Annotated in this window: 18 protein-coding genes; 11 read left to right on the forward strand and 7 right to left on the reverse strand. The window is 60.2% G+C overall.

Annotated elements, in window-relative coordinates:
- Positions 1 to 55 precede the first annotated feature (55 nt).
- Positions 56 to 697, reverse strand: a complete 642-nt coding sequence (gene yihA / locus U367_RS0122130; RefSeq protein ID WP_028618652.1) for a ribosome biogenesis GTP-binding protein YihA/YsxC — start codon at positions 695 to 697, stop codon at positions 56 to 58.
- Positions 698 to 889: 192 nt separating this feature from the next.
- On the opposite strand from yihA, the gene U367_RS0122135 reads away from it, so the two are divergent.
- From U367_RS0122135 to U367_RS0122160, 6 genes are all read left to right on the forward strand, one after another.
- The gene (locus U367_RS0122135; RefSeq protein ID WP_016978791.1) at positions 890 to 1,111 is read left to right on the forward strand and encodes a c-type cytochrome; all 222 of its coding nucleotides are present in this window, start codon (positions 890 to 892) and stop codon (positions 1,109 to 1,111) included.
- Positions 1,112 to 1,145: 34 nt separating this feature from the next.
- On the forward strand, positions 1,146 to 1,757 hold the full coding sequence (locus U367_RS0122140) for a c-type cytochrome (RefSeq protein WP_016978792.1): 612 nt from the start codon (positions 1,146 to 1,148) through the stop codon (positions 1,755 to 1,757).
- Between the two features lie 168 nt (positions 1,758 to 1,925).
- Positions 1,926 to 2,561, forward strand: coding sequence for a thiol:disulfide interchange protein DsbA (gene dsbA, locus U367_RS0122145; protein WP_010207835.1), 636 nt, complete (start codon positions 1,926 to 1,928; stop codon positions 2,559 to 2,561).
- A gap of 10 nt (positions 2,562 to 2,571) precedes the next feature.
- Positions 2,572 to 3,450 (forward strand): endonuclease/exonuclease/phosphatase family protein, encoded by an 879-nt coding sequence (locus U367_RS0122150; protein ID WP_028618653.1) that lies wholly within the window; start codon positions 2,572 to 2,574, stop codon positions 3,448 to 3,450.
- The gene (locus U367_RS0122155; protein ID WP_028618654.1) at positions 3,447 to 5,495 is read left to right on the forward strand and encodes a diguanylate cyclase; all 2,049 of its coding nucleotides are present in this window, start codon (positions 3,447 to 3,449) and stop codon (positions 5,493 to 5,495) included. The genes U367_RS0122150 and U367_RS0122155 overlap by 4 nt, the downstream gene beginning before the upstream one ends.
- Before the next feature lie 88 nt (positions 5,496 to 5,583).
- Positions 5,584 to 6,360, forward strand: coding sequence for an N-acetylmuramoyl-L-alanine amidase (locus U367_RS0122160; protein ID WP_028618655.1), 777 nt, complete (start codon positions 5,584 to 5,586; stop codon positions 6,358 to 6,360).
- Here U367_RS0122160 and U367_RS0122165 read toward each other — a convergent pair.
- Positions 6,357 to 8,144, reverse strand: a complete 1,788-nt coding sequence (locus tag U367_RS0122165) for a KinB sensor domain-containing domain (RefSeq protein WP_028618656.1) — start codon at positions 8,142 to 8,144, stop codon at positions 6,357 to 6,359. The two genes, U367_RS0122160 and U367_RS0122165, sit on opposite strands and share 4 nt — an antisense overlap.
- 10 nt (positions 8,145 to 8,154) lie before the next feature.
- Positions 8,155 to 9,501 carry a sigma-54-dependent response regulator transcription factor AlgB gene (algB, locus tag U367_RS0122170; protein WP_028618657.1) on the reverse strand — a complete coding sequence of 449 codons (1,347 nt, stop codon included), beginning with the start codon at positions 9,499 to 9,501 and terminating at the stop codon, positions 8,155 to 8,157.
- Positions 9,502 to 9,879: 378 nt separating this feature from the next.
- On the opposite strand from algB, the gene U367_RS0122175 reads away from it, so the two are divergent.
- The 5 genes from U367_RS0122175 (at position 9,880) to U367_RS0122195 (ending at position 14,255) form a co-directional block, all read left to right on the forward strand.
- Positions 9,880 to 10,164 (forward strand): hypothetical protein, encoded by a 285-nt coding sequence (locus tag U367_RS0122175; protein WP_028618658.1) that lies wholly within the window; start codon positions 9,880 to 9,882, stop codon positions 10,162 to 10,164.
- A 77-nt stretch (positions 10,165 to 10,241) separates the two neighbouring features.
- A complete protein-coding gene (locus tag U367_RS1000000131110; protein WP_003170804.1) occupies positions 10,242 to 10,406 on the forward strand; it encodes a DUF1328 domain-containing protein in 165 nt (54 codons plus the stop codon).
- A 2-nt stretch (positions 10,407 to 10,408) separates the two neighbouring features.
- Positions 10,409 to 10,876, forward strand: coding sequence for an inhibitor of vertebrate lysozyme family protein (locus U367_RS0122185; protein WP_028618659.1), 468 nt, complete (start codon positions 10,409 to 10,411; stop codon positions 10,874 to 10,876).
- Between the two features lie 719 nt (positions 10,877 to 11,595).
- On the forward strand, positions 11,596 to 12,927 hold the full coding sequence (gene gltP, locus U367_RS0122190) for a glutamate/aspartate:proton symporter GltP (protein WP_028618660.1): 1,332 nt from the start codon (positions 11,596 to 11,598) through the stop codon (positions 12,925 to 12,927).
- Positions 12,928 to 13,025: 98 nt separating this feature from the next.
- Positions 13,026 to 14,255, forward strand: coding sequence for a nucleoside recognition domain-containing protein (locus U367_RS0122195; RefSeq protein ID WP_016978801.1), 1,230 nt, complete (start codon positions 13,026 to 13,028; stop codon positions 14,253 to 14,255).
- A gap of 103 nt (positions 14,256 to 14,358) precedes the next feature.
- Here U367_RS0122195 and U367_RS0122200 read toward each other — a convergent pair whose 3' ends face one another.
- The 4 genes from U367_RS0122200 to U367_RS0122215 are packed head-to-tail and all read right to left on the reverse strand — an operon-like array spanning position 14,359 to position 17,855.
- Complete coding sequence (locus U367_RS0122200; RefSeq protein WP_028618661.1) at positions 14,359 to 14,970, reverse strand: ABC-type transport auxiliary lipoprotein family protein; 612 nt, start codon at positions 14,968 to 14,970, stop codon at positions 14,359 to 14,361.
- Positions 14,967 to 15,905 (reverse strand): MlaD family protein, encoded by a 939-nt coding sequence (locus U367_RS0122205; RefSeq protein WP_028618662.1) that lies wholly within the window; start codon positions 15,903 to 15,905, stop codon positions 14,967 to 14,969. The genes U367_RS0122200 and U367_RS0122205 overlap by 4 nt, the downstream gene beginning before the upstream one ends.
- Before the next feature lies 1 nt (position 15,906).
- Positions 15,907 to 16,710, reverse strand: coding sequence for an ABC transporter ATP-binding protein (locus U367_RS0122210; protein WP_028618663.1), 804 nt, complete (start codon positions 16,708 to 16,710; stop codon positions 15,907 to 15,909).
- Positions 16,707 to 17,855, reverse strand: coding sequence for an ABC transporter permease (locus tag U367_RS0122215; protein ID WP_028618664.1), 1,149 nt, complete (start codon positions 17,853 to 17,855; stop codon positions 16,707 to 16,709). Before U367_RS0122215 ends, U367_RS0122210 begins: the two co-directional genes overlap by 4 nt.
- Between the last annotated feature and the right edge of the window lie 4 nt (positions 17,856 to 17,859).

A 17,859-nucleotide genomic window follows, 5' to 3' on the forward strand; every position in this document is an offset into this window, starting at 1 on the left:
CCCCGAACTTCCCCTCCCCATAAGAAGTCCGGGGTTTTTTTTGCCTGCAGAAAAGTTACTCGGCCAGTTCTGCGCCCTTGTCTGCCAATTCCATCCAGCCTGCCAGCACCGTGTAAGCCTCTTCCAGGCCCATGCGTTTGGGCGCCGAGAACAGCTGGATAGTGATCGCATCACCCCAACCTTTGCGGATGTCGGACTGCACTTTGAGCAGGGTGTTCTTGGCTGCGCCGTAGGTCAGCTTGTCGGCCTTGGTCAGCAGGATGTGCATTGGCATGCCGCTGGCGACGGCCCAGTCGAGCATCAACAGGTCGAAGTCGGTCATCGGATGGCGGATGTCCATCATCAGAATCAAACCCTTCAAACTCTCGCGGCCACCCAGGTAAGCCTCTAGGTGACGCTGCCAGTGCAGCTTCAACGGGATAGGTACTTTTGCGTATCCGTAGCCCGGCAGGTCGACCAGACGCCGATCATCGTCTAGCTTGAAGAAATTGAGGAGTTGCGTGCGGCCCGGGGTTTTCGAGGTGCGTGCCAGGCTGGCGTGGGTCAGGGTGTTCAGCGCGCTGGACTTGCCAGCGTTGGAGCGGCCGGCAAAGGCGACTTCAAAGCCTTCGTCATCGGGGCATTGGTCAACTTTGGCGGCGCTGAGCATGAACGTGGACTGTTGGCACAGACCGAGGATGGGATTCTTGAGTTGCATGAGATTTCCGATGTGGGCGGTGCCGAAAAAGGGTGCGGCAAGCGGTGTCGTTTCCGTTTCAGTAGCGCCAGTATATAATGCCGCAGATTTTGTGTGTGCTTTGTCCCAGCGAAGGATGAAGTTCACGGGAGCGATAGACCTTTATTGCGCATTAGAACGCAAAACGCTCTCAAACCCTGAAATGGTCGACGTATGACCAAGTGGTTGCTCGCTATCGGTGTCCTGGTCCCGCTTTACGGCGCTCAGGCTACACAGGATCCGGAAGCGGTGTACAACCGAGTGTGCGTGGACACGCTGGTGCAGCACGTGACCCAGGGTTTCAAGGCAATGCCGCCGCGTGGTTTGTGCATGGACTGCAGTACTGAGGATTACCAGGCCGTCATTCAATTGATGGTGAGTAAACCCGGTAGATAACTCTTAAACCCCTTAGCCGTAGTTGGATTAGCTGATGAACAAACTGATCGTGAGTCTGCTGTTGACCTTGGGCATCACCGGTGTTGCCCATGCTGCAGGCGACGCTACAGCGGGCCAGGCGAAAGCCGCCGTATGTGGTGCTTGCCATGGACCGGATGGTAACAGCCCGGCGCCGAACTTCCCCAAACTGGCCGGCCAGGGCGAACGTTACCTGACCAAGCAGATGCAGGATATCAAGTCCGGCAAGCGCACGGTCCTGGAAATGACCGGCTTGTTGACCAACCTCAGCGATCAGGACCTGGCAGACATCGCGGCGTATTTTGCCAGCCAGAAGGGCAGCGTGGGAGCTGCTGATCCGAAATTGGTCGCCCGTGGCGAGAAACTGTTCCGTGGCGGTGACCTGGAAAAAGGCCTGCCTGCCTGCACCGGTTGCCACTCGCCCAATGGCGCGGGCATCGCCGCCGCCGGCTTCCCGCACCTGAGCGGCCAGCACGCCACCTATATCGCCAAGCAGTTGACCGATTTCCGCAAGGAAGAGGCCGGGCGTGCCAACGATGGCGACGCGGCAATCATGCGCACCATTGCTCGCAAGCTGAGTGATGAAGACATCGCGGCGGTCTCCAGCTACATCCAGGGCCTGCACTGAGATGCACACTACGTTAACGCTCGATTAATCCATCGATGCAAGCATAAAAAGGGTGGCTTAGGCTGCCCTTTTTTGTGGCCGCTACCGTTACACTAACGAACTCATGCCCGCGTAGACCTGTCACAACAAAGGTCGCGTGAGGCGACTTTATTTGTCCAGGAGTAAAGCATGCGTAATCTGATCCTCAGCGCCGCTCTCGTCACTGCCAGCCTCTTCGGCATGACCGCACAAGCTGCCGACGTGCCGCTTGAAGCCGGTAAAACCTATGTTGAATTGGCTAACCCGGTTCCGGTTTCGGAGCCCGGCAAGATCGAAGTAGTGGAGCTGTTCTGGTACGGCTGCCCGCATTGCTACGCCTTTGAGCCGACCATCAACCCATGGGTTGAGAAACTGCCTAAGGACGTCAACTTCAGACGTATCCCCGCCATGTTCGGCGGCCCATGGGATGCCCACGGCCAGCTGTTCCTGACCCTGGAAGCCATGGGTGTGGAGCACAAGGTCCACAACGCAGTATTCGATGCGATCCAGAAACAGGGCAAGCGCCTGACCAAGCCAGACGAAATGGCTGACTTCGTGGCCACCCAAGGTGTCGACAAGGACAAGTTCCTGGCCACCTTCAACTCCTTCGCCATCCAGGGCCAGATCAAACAGGCCAAAGAGCTGGCGCAGAAGTACGGCGTGCAAGGCGTTCCGACCATGATCGTCAACGGCAAATACCGTTTCGACCTGGGCACCTCCGGTGGTCCTGAGCAGACCCTCAATGTTGCCGACCAGCTGATCGCCAAAGAGCGCGCAGCCAAGTAAGGGGCCTGTCATGCGTCGCTGGGGTACCGAACGTGTGGTTGGCCTGCATGACCCGCAGGTCAACGAACATCACCTGGAATCCACAGGCCTGCCGGCAGACAGCCGCCTGCGTCTGCTGAGCTTCAATATCCAGGTGGGTATCAGTACCGAGAAGTACCGGCATTACCTCACCCGTGGCTGGCAGCACCTGCTGCCCCACAACGGTCGAGCTGGCAACCTGCAGAAGATCGGCAACCTGTTGAGCGACTTCGATCTGGTTGCCCTGCAGGAAGCCGACGGCGGCAGCATGCGCTCCGGTTACATCAACCAGGTCGAACACCTGGCCCAGCTGGGTGCCTTTCCCTACTGGTACCAGCAACTCAATCGCAACCTCGGGCGCCTGGCGCAGCACAGCAATGGCGTGCTCAGCCGCTTGAAACCCTCCGCCATCGAAGATCACCCGCTGCCAGGCCCCAAGGGCCGGGGCGCGATCCTCGTACGGTTTGGCGAAGGCCCGGAAGCCTTGGTGGTGGTGATGATGCACCTGGCGCTGGGTGCCCGCACCCGCACCCTGCAACTGGCCTACATCCGAGAGCTGATCGGCAATTACAAACATCAGGTGCTGATGGGGGACATGAACACCCACGCCAGCGATCTGTTGCAGAATTCTCCGTTGCGCGACCTCGGGCTACTGGCGCCACAAGCCGAAGCCACGTTCCCCAGCTGGCGCCCGCAACGCTGTCTTGACCATATCCTGCTCAGTCCTACCCTCACACTTGAAAGTGTGCAGGTGCTGGCGCAGCCCATCTCCGATCACCTGCCGGTCGCGGTAGAGATTCGTCTGCCGGGGTCGCTCACGGCTGATGCGTTGCCCGCGTTGAGTTCCGGCCCTCGCGGACCTCTTGCATGAGCGACGACGCCCAGCGCTGGAAAGAAAAATACCTTAAAAGCATCGAGCAACAAGAAAAGCTCGAACGCCGTTGGGCGGCCCGCCTCGACCTGCTGCGCCGTGGGCTGGTGCGCAGCACCCTGGCCGCTGAGGGCACCGACCGCGCGGTCGATCAATGCATGAAAGAAATGCGCGACGTTGTCCGCACCGATGATATGGACGCCGCCCTTGCCGCCTTGCTGCCGCGCCTGGAAAAGGCCGTGCTGGATTCGGAACAGCGCCGTGAAACCCGGGTGGACCAGATCAGCACGGCGCTGACGTCCCTGGTCACGCAACTGCAAAAGCTGCCGCTACCGCGTGAAGTGGCCCGTCCGCTGAAGACGTTCGCCAAGCAGCTAGACGGCCGAGTCAGCCAGGCGCGCGAGATTCCCTTGCTGCTCAGCGAATTGAGTGGCCTGCAAGGCCAGGCGTTGAACAACCTGGAGCCGGACGGCGAAACCCCGCGTCCGGGGCCAGGGCTTTTGCAGCGCTTGTTTGGCTCCAAAGAAGTCGTGAACGAGGCGGTGGAAAATGAACCGACGCCCCGCCCGGCCCCGCAGCCTGCGGTAGCCAAGCCTGCGGATGCCGAGCCACAGCCGCCCGAGCAATCCGAGGAACTGACGCAAGCGTTGCGCGCCTTTGCGCCGCAGCCTCAAGAAACGCTTGCCCCTGTCAGTGAGCCCGTAGCGCCCGCCAAGCTGGCCGAGCCCTCCAGCGAAACCTTCGTCTACGAGGCCCCGCCTCAAGCCGCACCTATTGAAACGCCAGTAGCGCGGGTCGAGCCCGAGGCTCAAGTCGAAGAGCCTGCGCCGGAAAGCGCGCTCGCCGCCTTCATCGAAATGCCTGAGGTTCAGGTCGAAGCGCCGGATGAGACCGTCATCGGTAGTCTGTCGCTGCCTCCGGTGCTGGAGGTCGAAGAGCCAGATCCCGACGAGCTGCAAGCGGATGGCGCCTATGCCTTGCCCGACTCGCCGGAACCGTCCTACAGCTCCGTGGCCAAGCACATCGAGGACACCCTGCTCGGCTTGCTGGAGGAACTCTCGCTGCCCGAGCGCCACCGTCCCCAGGCCGAAGCCATGCGCGAGCGCCTGGCCCACGGTCTGAACTGGTACGAACTGCTGCCGATCCTCGACGACCTGGCCGTATTGATGCTGGCGATCACCGACAGTGGTCAGCATGAGTTCGAGGCATATCTCAAGCAGCTCAACGAGCGGCTTGAAGCCTTTCAGGGGCACTTGCAGGTCGCCAGCGACGGACACGCCGACAGCCGTTCTGCCGCCCGCGAGCTGGACACGCAGATCCGCGAACAGGTCGATGGCCTGCAAAGCAGCGTGCAGGAAGCTGCCGACCTGGACAGCCTCAAGCACGTGCTGGAAAGCCACCTCGAAGGCCTGCTGGGCACAATGGATGAGCACCAGCAGCAGCGTGACCAGCGCGAGCAGGAAACGGCAGCGCGTCTGAAAGGCTTGGCCGAGCGTGTTGCCAATATGGAGCAGGAAGCCCAGGGCTACCGCGAGCACCTGGAGGTGCAGCGCCAGAAGGCCCTGATCGATCCGCTCACCGGGCTGCCCAACCGCGCGGCCTGGAGTGAACGCCTGGATCAGGAGGTCAACACCTGGCATCAGCGCGGCAACAACCTGTCGCTGGCGATGCTGGACCTGGATCATTTCAAGCGTATCAACGATGGTTACGGCCATTTGGCCGGCGATAAGGTACTGAAGATCATCGCCAACGTGCTGCGCAAGCGCCTGCGTCCGAGCGACTTTATCGCGCGTTTTGGCGGGGAAGAGTTTGTGTTGCTGATGCCAAACTCATCTCTGTCGGATGCGCTGGCGGCGGGCGAAGTGTTGCGCGCAGCGATTCAAGCGTGCCCATTTCACTTCAAGGGCGAACCGGTGACTATCACCGTTTCAATGGGGGTAGCGCAGTTCCAGCCGGGAGAGCGCAGTGACCTGGCGCTCAAACGTGCCGATGAGGCGCTGTACCGGGCCAAGGCGGCGGGACGGAATCAGGTGCAGGCCGCCTAAAAGATGTTCCATTTTGTAATTTGACGGTGGGGTCACAAAGGGTACGTTACACTGTTGCATTATCGTCTTCAGTGTAATGTCTTCCGCCATGAAATCTTTGTACTTCGCCTTTGTATTTCTTCTGCTCGCAGGTTGTGCCAGCGGCCCGCGCCTGGACACCAGCCATCCTTCGGTGAACCACGACAACCGCGTGCAGTTCGTGATTGTCCACTACACCTCCACCAACCTTGAACGCTCCCTGGCATTGCTTACGCACGGCCAGGTCAGCAGCCATTACCTGATCGGCGACGACGCCTCCGGCACCATCTACAAGCTGGTGGATGAAAGCCAGCGCGCCTGGCATGCCGGCGAAAGCGAATGGATGGGCCGCACCTGGCTCAACTCCAGCTCCATCGGTATCGAGATCGTGAACCCTGGCTACAAGGACACCCCGACCGGTCGCTTGTGGTACCCGTACTCCGAAGCGCAGGTTAAATCCCTGGTGGTATTGCTCAAGGACATCAGCAAGCGCAACGGCATCGACCCCAAGAACATCATTGGCCACAGTGACATCGCACCGTTGCGCAAGCTGGACCCGGGCCCATTGTTCCCTTGGAAACGCCTGGCCGATGAAGGGTTGGGCGTGTGGCCGAATGCCCAGGCTGTTGCGCGGTTCCAGATGCAATACGCGGCAGAGCTACCGAGCATTACCTGGTTCCAGGAAGAATTGGCCCGTCTGGGTTACCAGACGCCTCAGACAGGGGAGTTGGATGTCGCCACGCGCCATGTCATTGCGGCGTTCCAGATGCATTTCCGGCCGTCGCTGTTTGACGGCACACCGGATGCGGAGAGTGCCGCAATCCTGCGCGCGTTGAATCGAACCTAAAGCGGCAACGCCATATAAAACTGAGTGCCCTGCCCCGGCCGCGAATACACGCCCATGCGGCCGCCGTGCAGTTGCACGATTTCCTTGCAAAGCGCCAGGCCCAGGCCGGCGCCGCCTTTCTTGCGGCCCACTTGGACAAAGGGTTCGAAGATCCGTCCCTGCTGCCCATAAGCGATGCCTTCGCCGTTGTCCTCGACGCTGACAATCACTCGCTCACCATGACGGCGCGCCTGCAGGCGAATCTGCCCACCCGCCGCCGTGTGGCGCAGGGCGTTGCCCAGTAGGTTGTCCAACACCCGCTCAAGCTGTGCCTGGTCTGCATACAACCGAGGCAGGTCGGATTGAGCTTCCACCAGCAATTCGATGTTCTGAGCATTGGCCGGCTCTACGAAGCGTGCACGGGCGTGCTCCAGCAGGTCAGTCACATCGCACGGCCCCAGCGTTAGCTTCTGCAGACCGTTCTGGTAGCGCGAGAAATTCAGCAGGTCATTGATCAACTGCATCAGGCGCTGCATTTCTTCATTGACCGTATCCAGCAAGTCCGCTTCACGGGACTCGGCCGGGAACTTCGCACGCTCGCGAAACAGCCCGAATGCCATGTGCATGCCGGTCACCGGCGTACGCAGCTCATGGGAGGCGCGTAATACGAACTCGCTGCGTACCCGTTCGAAGGCGCGTTGTTCGGTGACATCGTGCAGCACCATCACTGCGCCGAGGATATGCCCCTGGGTATGGCTCACCGGGGTCAAGCTGTACGTCAGCAGGCGCAGTTCGCCTTCCACTTCCACTTCCAAATCGTCCGGCGCCCGCTCCAGGTTGCCGCCGCGCAGTACCAGTTGCAGTTGCTCATCCAGCTCGGGGCGTGCCAGTGCTTCGCCAAGACCTTGACCGAGGCGTTCCTCGTCCCAGCCCAATTGACGCTGGGCCACGGGGTTGAGGTGTTCCAGACGGCCTTGGCGGTCAATCATCAGCAGGCCATCGTCGATGCTGTCGAGTACAGCTTGCAGACGTTGTTGGCCGGCCAGCAACTCATCGACATTGGTTGCCTGATGCTGGCGCAATGCTTCGGCCATGATGCCGAAGCGGCGTGTCAGCTGGTTCATTTCTGCTGCGGATGAGATCGGCAGCGTGACCTCGAAATCGCCCTGGCCGATCTTGTCGGCGGCTTTGGCCAGAGCTTCGATCGGCCCGCCGAAGCGCCGGGCAATGCCATGGGCGGTCACAAACCCGATGATCAGCACTGCAAGCCCCACCAAGCCCAGCAAGCCGGCGATCAGCAACGCGCGCTCACGTGATTTGTGCTCGCTGTTGCTGATGTTCTCCAACGCCTGCTTGTGTTCGTTGATCAGGCCGTTGCGCAACTTATTGAAGGTTTCGGTGAGCTTTTCCTTGGAGCCTGGAGGAGGCGTCGGTTGCTGGGATTCGTCAAAGGCGTCCAGCAGATCCTGATACTGGCCTCGGGCCTTACTGAACCCAGTCCCGCGATCGTCGCGCTGCTCATGGGCGATGCCCTGGTCCAGCAGGTCGAAGTAGCGTTGCTTGGAGGCTTGCAGTGCCTCAGGGTCGGGGCGCTCCTCCAGCATCATGATCAGTTGATCGCCCAAGCTCTGGCGCAGCTTCAGCCCCAAGTCCAGCGTGATGAAGTTGCTGCGAATCAGGGATTCCTGGGTCTTGGCCATTTGCATGACGCTGACCAGGCCCAGGATCAAACCCAACAGGGCGACGGTGATCAACGCTGAGATACTCAGGAACAACCGAGTACGCAGCTTCATCGCTAACTTCATAAGGTGCAGCTCACAGGTTGTACTGTTTGCGTTTGCGGTACAGGGTCGATGCGTCGATGCCCAAGGTGCGGGCGGCCTGGTCCAGTGTGTCGCTGGTGGCGAGCACGGCGCCGATATGGGCTTTTTCCAACTGATCCAGGCTGAGCGCCGCGCCAATGCGTGGGGCGTTGTTTCCGGGTTGTTCGGCCATGCCCAGGTGGGTGATTTCCACCTTCTCTTGCGGGCAGATAATACTGGCGCGCTCCACCACGTTGCGCAGTTCGCGGATATTGCCCGGCCAGCGGTAGTTGAGCAGTGCTTCGCGCGCTTCATCGCTGAAGCCACGCGCCGGTCGGGCGTATTCCTTGACGAAGCGCGCCAGGAAGCGATCGGCCAGGGTCAGGATGTCCTCACTGCGCTCGCGCAGCGGCGGCAAGTGCAAGGTGATGACATTGAGGCGGTACAACAAGTCTTCGCGGAAGCGGCCGTCGCGGACCATGTCTTCCAGATTCAGGTTGGTGGCTGCCAGGATACGCACGTCAGCACGGCGAGTGACCGGATCGCCCACCCGCTCGTATTCCTTATCCTGAATAAAGCGCAGCAACTTGGGTTGCAATGTGAGGGGAAAGTCGCCGATCTCATCGAGAAACAGCGTGCCGCCGTCCGCTTGGTTAACGCGGCCCAAGGTACTTTCGCTGGCGCCAGTAAACGCACCGCGGCTATGACCAAACAACTCGCTTTCCATCAGTTCTGCGGTCAGCGACGGGCAGTTGATGGTGACGCAGGATTTTTTCGAGCGCTTGCTCCAGCCGTGTATGGCGCGGGCGAGTTCGCCTTTACCGGTACCGGATTCGCCCAGGATCAGAATGTTGGCATCGGTGCCGGCCACTTGGCGCGCGGTTTCCAGTACCACCATCATTGCAGGGCTATGGGAATCGAGGCCGTCTTTCGGCTGGCGCACTTCGCCTTCAAGGGCTTCGAGGCGTGCGGAGAGTTGGCGTACTTCCAACTGCTTGGCGGTGGCGAGGCGCAGTTGATCAGGGCTGCAAGGCTTGACCAGGTAATCGGCAGCGCCGGCCTGGATCGCATCAACGGCGGTATCGACTGCAGAGTGGGCGGTCACAATCACAACACGCATCCACGGCGCCTGAACGCGCATCTGGGCCAGTACATCCAGGCCATTGTCCTCGCCCAGGCGCAGATCGAGGAAGCATAAGTCGAACACCTGGCGCTGCATCAAGGCATCGGCCTGAGCGGCGCTGTTCGCGGTGGCTACGGTGTAGCCTTCATCTTCCAGGCAATAACGGAAGGTGCGGAGGATCGCGGATTCGTCATCCACTAAAAGAATACGGCCTTGAAGTTCCTTGGCTGATTCCATCTGTCCCGCGCTCCTTAAACTATGAATGATGGTGTTTAGTCCCGGAATAATCGGGCAAGTTGCATGGTTTATTCTGATCCATAAAAGGCAGCGTCGTGCAGCTATCTGCATCGTTGCCTACAAAGCCCCGGCTGATGGCGTTTTCATGCCGTCTTGCCACTTCGGCAGCACTCATTCCGTGTTCTATCCATTGATCCGACCGCTGGCCATCGTGCATTTCGCACGGCGCCCAGACGGGCATCGTGCAGGATGCTGGGGGTCAACCCAATCGTCAATATTCAACTCATTGATTTTATTGAGTTTTATTTTGTAAAAAAGCTGGCATGCACTCTGCAATACCTCTCCCAACGAATAATCAAAATGCGGGAGAACAGCAGCATGACTCGCCAAAGCCTCAGCCAATTGCGTGTATCGCCACTGCGCTTGCAACAAGGCCTGTTTGCCAGCCTGGCCCTGATGGTCACGCTGATTGGCGGCCAGCAGTTGCAACATTGGCAGCAGAGTCAGCAGCAGATCCCCCAGTTTGAACGTCCGGCCATGACCCAAACCCATTTCCGTTCCGTTGGCAGTGTTGCTGCCGATGCAACAGCCCCGCAATTGCGGATGGTTGATCAGGAGTCTGCCCTGAGTGAACTGCCATCCCAGGAGCGTTGGGTGTTTTAGGCACCAACAGCCGCTTGTATTGAGCGGCTGCACGGCACTACCGCTGTTACCCCTATAAAAGCGTAAGGAGAATCACCATGTTGAGTTGGGCAATCACGTTTCTGATCATCGCCATTGTGGCTGCAGTCCTGGGCTTCGGTGGTATCGCGGGCACCGCCACGGGTATCGCAAAAATTCTGTTTGTGGTCTTCCTGGTGATGTTCATCGCTTCCTTCTTCTTTGGTCGTCGCGGCCGAGGCTGAACATGACGACTTTGCCTCTTAAAGCTATTGCTGCCGCCCTGCTCCTGGGCGGCAGCGGCTTGGCGATGGCCGCCAATGACGGCCAATCCCGGGCCAACGAATTGCTCAGTGCGGACCCGCAATACCGCGAAACCTGGCAAGGCGTGGTGAAGAAAGAAGAACGGCTGCCGGAATGGGTGATGAACCTGTCGGGTACGGCCGAACAAATGAATGCCGTGGAAGAAGATGGCGACAAGTACTTGGTCGGGCCGCTATGCGAAACCGCTGACACGTGCCTGAACAAACGCCTGATCGTTGCCTTCAGCCTCGACAAGGAAGATGCCTACGCCATGTTGGTGGAAGTCCCGGCCGGTCTTCCGGCGGACAAATCCCCGACGCGGCATGCCGATTACCGTTTTATCGGTAAGCCGGATGAAGGCATGCAGAAGTTGCTCATGGAGCAGCTGAAGAAAGATCCGAATTGGTATTAGGTTCCGTCTGACGCGTCTGTCGTCTGCGAAGCCTGCGTCCATAGAAAGAAGCCTCTCGCTTCTTTCTGTTTGCATCGCTCGCCAAGGGCGGTGCATGACCAAGGGGTCGGGTTGCTCTGATCAATCTGGATCGGCGTGACCTACGGGCACAGGGAGTGCCTGCGCAAGGGCCGGGTCAGGCGAAAAGCTGCGACGCAGGTTCACAAGCTCACGGCTTGCTGAACTTGCGGCGGGCTTATTTCTCTTTTGTTATGCCCTCCTTAGTCGAATATTTCCCTTCTGCTTGTTCAGAACCATTTCTTGGTATGTCCGGTCGACCATCTATCGATAAAATTTGAGGGTGCCCATAGGACATTTCCGACACTAAACGACGGAATTCCCAGACATTTCTGCCGGCGCTTGAAAGACGTCCTAATTCTCTGAGCGAGCCGGGTTTGGCCGGTTCACGGCATGTATGTCGGACAAAATGTCACATTTGAACTGACCGTTCGGACAGTTATTATGAAAAAAAGCCATGCCGATTCGGCATAGGGTAGGCGTTTACGGCATTAGACGTCGCTCCCTTGCATGGGAATAGTTGCGCCTTTTTTCGCCTGCCAGTAAGCCATTTCGGCCACGCTGCGGTGACCTTCCATGGAGGCAGATGCACACACTTTTTCGCTCTCGAGCGTTGCAGCTGGCGCATTTGCCTTAAGTTCACTTGAAGTAAGGGTAATGACATGAAGAAGGCAAAGCTAAGCCTCGCCTGGCAGATCCTCATCGGTTTGGTGCTGGGGATCGCAATCGGTGCAGTGCTCAACCATTTCAGTGCTGAAAAGGCCTGGTGGATCAGCAATGTGTTGCAGCCAGCGGGCGATATCTTTATCCGCCTGATCAAGATGATCGTGATCCCGATTGTGATCTCCTCGCTGATCGTCGGCATTGCCGGTGTCGGTGATGCGAAGAAGCTCGGGCGTATCGGCGTCAAAACCATCCTTTACTTCGAAATCGTCACCACTATCGCCATCGTGGTCGGCCTGCTGCTGGCCAACCTGTTCCACCCCGGCGCCGGCATCGACATGAGTACCCTGGGTACCGTCGACATCTCCAAGTACACCGCCACCGCCGCCGAAGTGCAGCATGAGCATGCGTTCATCGAGACCATCCTCAACCTGATCCCGTCGAACATCTTCGCCGCTGTTGCCCGTGGCGAAATGCTGCCGATCATCTTCTTCTCGGTGCTGTTCGGCCTGGGCTTGTCGAGCCTCAAGCCTGAGCTGCGCGAGCCACTGGTGACCATGTTCCAGGGCGTGTCCGAGAGCATGTTCAAAGTCACCCACATGATCATGAAGTACGCCCCGATCGGCGTATTCGCACTGATCGCCGTGACCGTCGCCAACTTCGGCTTCGCCTCCTTGCTGCCGCTGGCCAAGCTGGTGATCCTGGTTTACGTCGCCATCCTGTTCTTTGCCTTTGCAGTACTGGGCCTGATCGCTCGCCTGTTTGGTTTCTCGATCCTCAAGCTGATCCGTATCTTCAAGGATGAGCTGGTCCTGGCCTACTCCACCGCCAGCTCCGAAACCGTGCTGCCGCGCGTGATCGAGAAGATGGAAGCCTACGGCGCGCCGAAAGCCATCTGCAGCTTCGTTGTGCCGACCGGTTACTCGTTTAACCTCGACGGTTCGACCCTTTACCAGAGCATCGCGGCAATCTTTATTGCCCAGCTGTATGGCATCGACCTGTCGGTTGGCCAACAGTTGATGCTGGTCCTGACCCTGATGGTCACCTCCAAAGGCATCGCTGGTGTGCCGGGCGTGTCCTTCGTGGTGCTGCTGGCGACCCTGGGCAGCGTGGGCATTCCGCTGGAAGGCCTGGCGTTCATCGCCGGTGTCGACCGCATCATGGACATGGCGCGTACCGCCTTGAACGTGATCGGCAACGCCCTGGCCGTATTGGTCATCTCCCGTTGGGAAGGTATGTACGACGACGCCAAGGGCGAGCGCTACTGGAACTCGCTGCCGCACTGGCGCAGCAAGGAAGCCGCGCCGGCCGCCCAAGCGACCCGCAGCTGATAGCACTACAGCTCTAAGACAAACCCCGGATAATTCCGGGGTTTGTCGTTTCTGCCAGCCCCGCTATCATTCGCTCCATTCTTCGGGGGATTCAACTGATGCTCAATGGCCTGTGGCTTGGCTTCTTTGTCGTGGCAATGGTGTCGGCACTGGCGCAATGGCTGGTCGGCGGTAACGCCGGAATTTTCGCGGCAATGGTCGAAAGCATTTTCGCCATGGCCAAACTGTCGGTGGAAGTGATGGTGCTGCTGTTCGGCACCCTGACCCTGTGGCTGGGTTTCTTGCGCATCGCCGAGAAGGCCGGAATTGTCGATTGGCTGGCCAAGGCCCTTGGCCCGCTGTTTCGCCGCCTGATGCCGGAAGTGCCTGCCGGCCACCCCGCGATCGGTTTGATCACCCTCAACTTCGCCGCCAACGGCCTGGGCTTGGATAACGCGGCGACGCCTATCGGCTTGAAAGCGATGAAGGCGCTGCAGGAACTCAACCCCATCCCCAACACCGCGAGTAATGCGCAGATCCTGTTCCTGGTGCTCAACGCGTCGTCGCTGACGCTACTGCCGGTGACCATCTTCATGTACCGCGCCCAGCAAGGCGCGGCGGACCCGACGCTGGTGTTTCTGCCGATCCTGCTGGCGACCAGCGCCTCAACCCTGGTCGGCCTGCTCTCGGTGGCGATCATGCAGCGCCTGCGGCTGTGGGACCCGGTGGTGCTGGCCTATCTGATTCCGGGCGCACTGGTGTTGGGCGGCTTCATGGCATTGCTGGCGACCCTTTCCGCGACGGCGCTGGCTGGCTTGTCGTCGATCCTCGGCAACCTCACGTTGTTCGGGTTGATCATGCTGTTTCTGGTGATCGGCGCGTTGCGCAAGGTCAAGGTCTACGAGGCATTTGTCGAAGGCGCAAAAGAAGGCTTCGACGTGGCCAAGAACCTGCTGCCCTACCTGGTGGCGATGCTGTGTGCCGTGGGTGTGTTGCGCGCTTCGGGCGCCCTGGATTTCGGCCTGGAAGGCATTCGCCATGTGGTCGCCTGGACCGGTATGGACACACGCTTTGTCGATGCCTTGCCGACTGCGATGGTCAAGCCGTTTTCCGGCAGCGCTGCGCGGGCGATGTTGATCGAGACCATGCAGACTCAAGGTGTAGACAGCTTCCCGGCGCTGGTGGCGGCGACGATTCAGGGCAGTACCGAGACCACCTTCTATGTGTTGGCGGTGTACTTTGGGTCGGTGGGTATCCAGCGCGCCAGGCATGCGGTGGGGTGTGCGTTGCTGGCGGAGTTGGCCGGTGTCGTTGCTGCTATTGCGGTGTGCTACTGGTTCTTTGGCTGAGGCTTATACCGCTTTCGCGAGCAAGCCCGCTCCCACATTCGACCGCGTTTCGTCAGGATGAACACGGTCAAATGTGGGAGCGGGCTTGCTCGCGAAGAGGCCCTCAGCGTTTCGGTGCACTATTGCCCTGCGCCACCACCCAATCCACCACCTGCTTATTCAACTGATCCCCCGCCTGCCCAAACCCGGCCACCACCGCTGGCACCTTGGTGTCGCTCACCGGCTGCCGCACCTCAAACCGTCGGCTGGCAACAATTCGCTGGTCACTGCCGCGCACCAACCGCGCATCCAGGCGAATCACCACCTCCACCGCACTGCCGTGGTATTCACTCTGGAACGCCTGCAATTGCCCGCCCAGCTCATAGTCGGACTGCAGGTTGGTGTCGTCGGTACTCAGCAGCGTCACCCGGCCATCGCGCTGGAAGCCGTCCATGAAGCGGTTGCGCAGCAGCACCGGCGACGGGTCGCTCCAGCGCGAGTTGGCATAACTGCTGATCAGGTCGCCATTGGGCACCACGGCGATGCGCGGGCTGTCGAGAAATTCGCTGGTCTGCGGCTTGTTCACACGCAGCGACCAACTGACCGGCGTGGCCTGGCTGACTGTCTGGGCCGAGGACAGGCGATACACATCCGAAGGGTCGGCCTTGGGCAGGATCGAGCACGCGCTCACCAGCGCCAAGGCCACAGGGGCGATCATTTGGTAAGCACGCTTCATGGCGTGAACTCCTTGTTCTTGTCGCTGCCCAGCAGGTAACCGCTGGGGTTGGCTTCCAGGCGGCGGGAGATGGCGCGTAGCGAACCGAGGGTTTCGCGCAGTTCGCGCACGGCCGGCGCCAGTTCATTGAGGCCTTGCATGCCGCTGTTCACCGAGTCCTTGTTGTCTGTCAGCAAGGTGTTGATGGTCGCGGTGCTTTGTTCAAGGGATTTCATGGCCTGTTCGGCACTGCCGAAGACCTGCTTGCCTTGTTCGTTGAGCAAACCGTTGGCGTTGCGCATCAGCACAGTGGTCTGCTCCAGGGCGGCGCTCGCTTGTTTGCTCACCTGCATCAGTTGCTGCATCACCACCTTGATATCGCCGCGCTGGTCGGCGATGGCGCCGGTGGTTTGTTGCAGGTTTTCCAGGGTGTTGCTCAGGCGCTCTACGTTCTCGCGGGAGAACATGTGGTTGGCGTTGTGCAGCAGCAGGTTGATGCTGGTCATCAGGTCGTTGCTATTGTTCAGCAGGCGCGCAATGGGCGATGGTGAGGCGATGATCTGTGGCAGGTTACCGTCCTTGCCCTTGAGTTCCGGACTCTGCGGGGTGCCGCCACTGAGCTGGATGATCGAGGTACCCGTGATGCCGGTCAGGGCCAGCTTCGCCTGGGTGTCTTCCTTGACCGGCGTCTGCCCGGCCAGGCGGATACGTGCCAGGACGCGGCGCGGATCCTTGGGGTCCAGGCTCAGGCTGATGACATCGCCCACCTTGATTCCGCTGTACTGCACCGAACTGCCCTGGGACAAGCCACTGACGGCTTCGTTGAAGATCACTTCGTAGTCCTGAAAGGCGCTGTCGACGCTGGACTTGGCCAGCCACAGGCCGAACAGCATCGCGCCGACCACCACGATCACGCTGAACAGACCGATCATCACATGATGGGCTCGGGTTTCCATGTCATACCTCGTTAAGCGATTGAGCGGCATCCAATGCCGCGCGGCCACGGGGGCCGTGGAAATATTCGTGGATCCATGCGTCGTCCGTTTCCGAGACAACATCGATGGCATCGGCCACCAGCACTTTCTTCTGCGCCAGCACCGCCACGCGGTCGGTGATGGTGTACAGCGTGTCCAGGTCGTGGGTGACCAGAAACACACTCAGGCCCAGCGCATCGCGCAGGGTCAGGATCAGTTGGTCGAATTGCGCCGCGCCGATCGGGTCGAGCCCGGCGGTGGGTTCGTCGAGGAACAGGATGTCCGGGTCCAACGCCAGCGCGCGGGCCAGGGCGGCGCGCTTGATCATGCCGCCGGACAGTGAAGCCGGGTACTTGTCGGCCGCCGACAATGGCAACCCGGCCAGGGCGAGTTTCACCGCGGCCAAGTGCTCGGCGTCGCGGCGGCTGAGGCCGGCATGTTCGATCAACGGCAGCGCGACGTTTTCGGTCACGGTCAGCGAAGAAAACAGCGCGCCCTTCTGGAACAGCACGCCGAAGCGCCGTTCCACCAGGGAACGCTCATGTTCCGGCAGGCTCGGCAGGTTCTTGCCGAACACCCGCACTTCGCCTTCGCTGGGTCGACGCAGGCCGACGATACTGCGCAGCAGCACCGACTTGCCGCTGCCGGAGCCGCCGACCACCGCGAGGATCTCGCCTTTGTACAAATCCAGGTCGAGGTTCTCGTGCACGCTCTGACTGCCAAAGCGATTGCACAGGCCGCGCACTTCAATCACCGCCTCGGCGGGCGCTCGGTGTAGACGACTCACCAGCCCATCTCCATGAAGAACAGCGCGGCGACCGCATCCAGCACGATCACCACAAAGATCGATTGCACCACGCTGGAGGTGGTGTGGGCACCGACCGACTCGGCACTGCCGCTGACCTTGAAGCCCTCCAAGCAGCCAATGGCGGCAATCAGGAACGCAAAAACCGGCGCTTTCACCATGCCCACCAGGAAGTGCTGGACGCCAATGTCCGATTGCAGCAGCGACAGGAACATTGCCGGCGAAATATCCAGGGCCACGGCGCAGACCACGCCGCCGCCGACAATCCCCGAGAGCATCGCCAGGAAGGTCAGCATCGGCAATGCCACCAGCAGCGCCAGTACGCGAGGCAGCACCAGCAACTCCATCGGGTCCAGGCCCAGGGTGCGGATTGCGTCGATTTCTTCGTTGGCCTTCATCGAGCCGATCTGGGCGGTAAAGGCACTGGCGGTGCGACCGGCGATCAGGATCGCCGTCAGCAACACGCCGAACTCCCGCAGGAAAGAGAACGCCACCAGGTCGACGGTGAAAATAGTCGCGCCAAAACTCTTGAGCACGGTGGCGCCGAGGAATGCCACTACGGCACCCACCAAAAAGGTCAGCAGGGCCACGATGGGCGCGGCGTCGAGGCCGACCTGTTCCAGATGCGCGACCATGGGCGTGATGCGCCAGCGCTTGGGACGGAAAATGCCACGGGCGAAGGTTTCGAGAATCAGGCCGATAAAACCCAGCAGTTTCTTGCTGTCCTGCCAGACGGTGTCCACCGCCCGGCCAATGCGCGCCAGCACCTGAATGCCAGCGGCTTCTTCCGGTGCTTTGTCCGGTACGCAAAAGTCATTCAGGGAGCGGTAGACGGTCTTGAGCAGGGCGCGGTCGGCGGCAGAGAGGCTGCAGTCGGTCTGTTCGGCGGATTGCTCGATGCGGCTTGGCCCCAGCAACTCCACCAGCAACGACGCGCCGGCAGTATCCAGGGCACCGAGGCCGTTGAGATCGATGCGCGCGCCGGCGTCGTATTGGCCGTCGAGCTTGTCCGACAGCTTCTTTAGGTTGGCATAGTGGGCAAGCGTCCAGTCCCCCGTAATCCTCAGCTGTGGCGGGGTGGTGGACGTATCGAGGTGGGCTGCACCGGCCGTCGTAGGGGGGGTCATAAGC

The sequence above is a fragment of the Pseudomonas canadensis genome (genome assembly GCF_000503215.1).
GTDB classification, from domain to species: Bacteria; Pseudomonadota; Gammaproteobacteria; order Pseudomonadales; family Pseudomonadaceae; genus Aquipseudomonas; species Aquipseudomonas canadensis.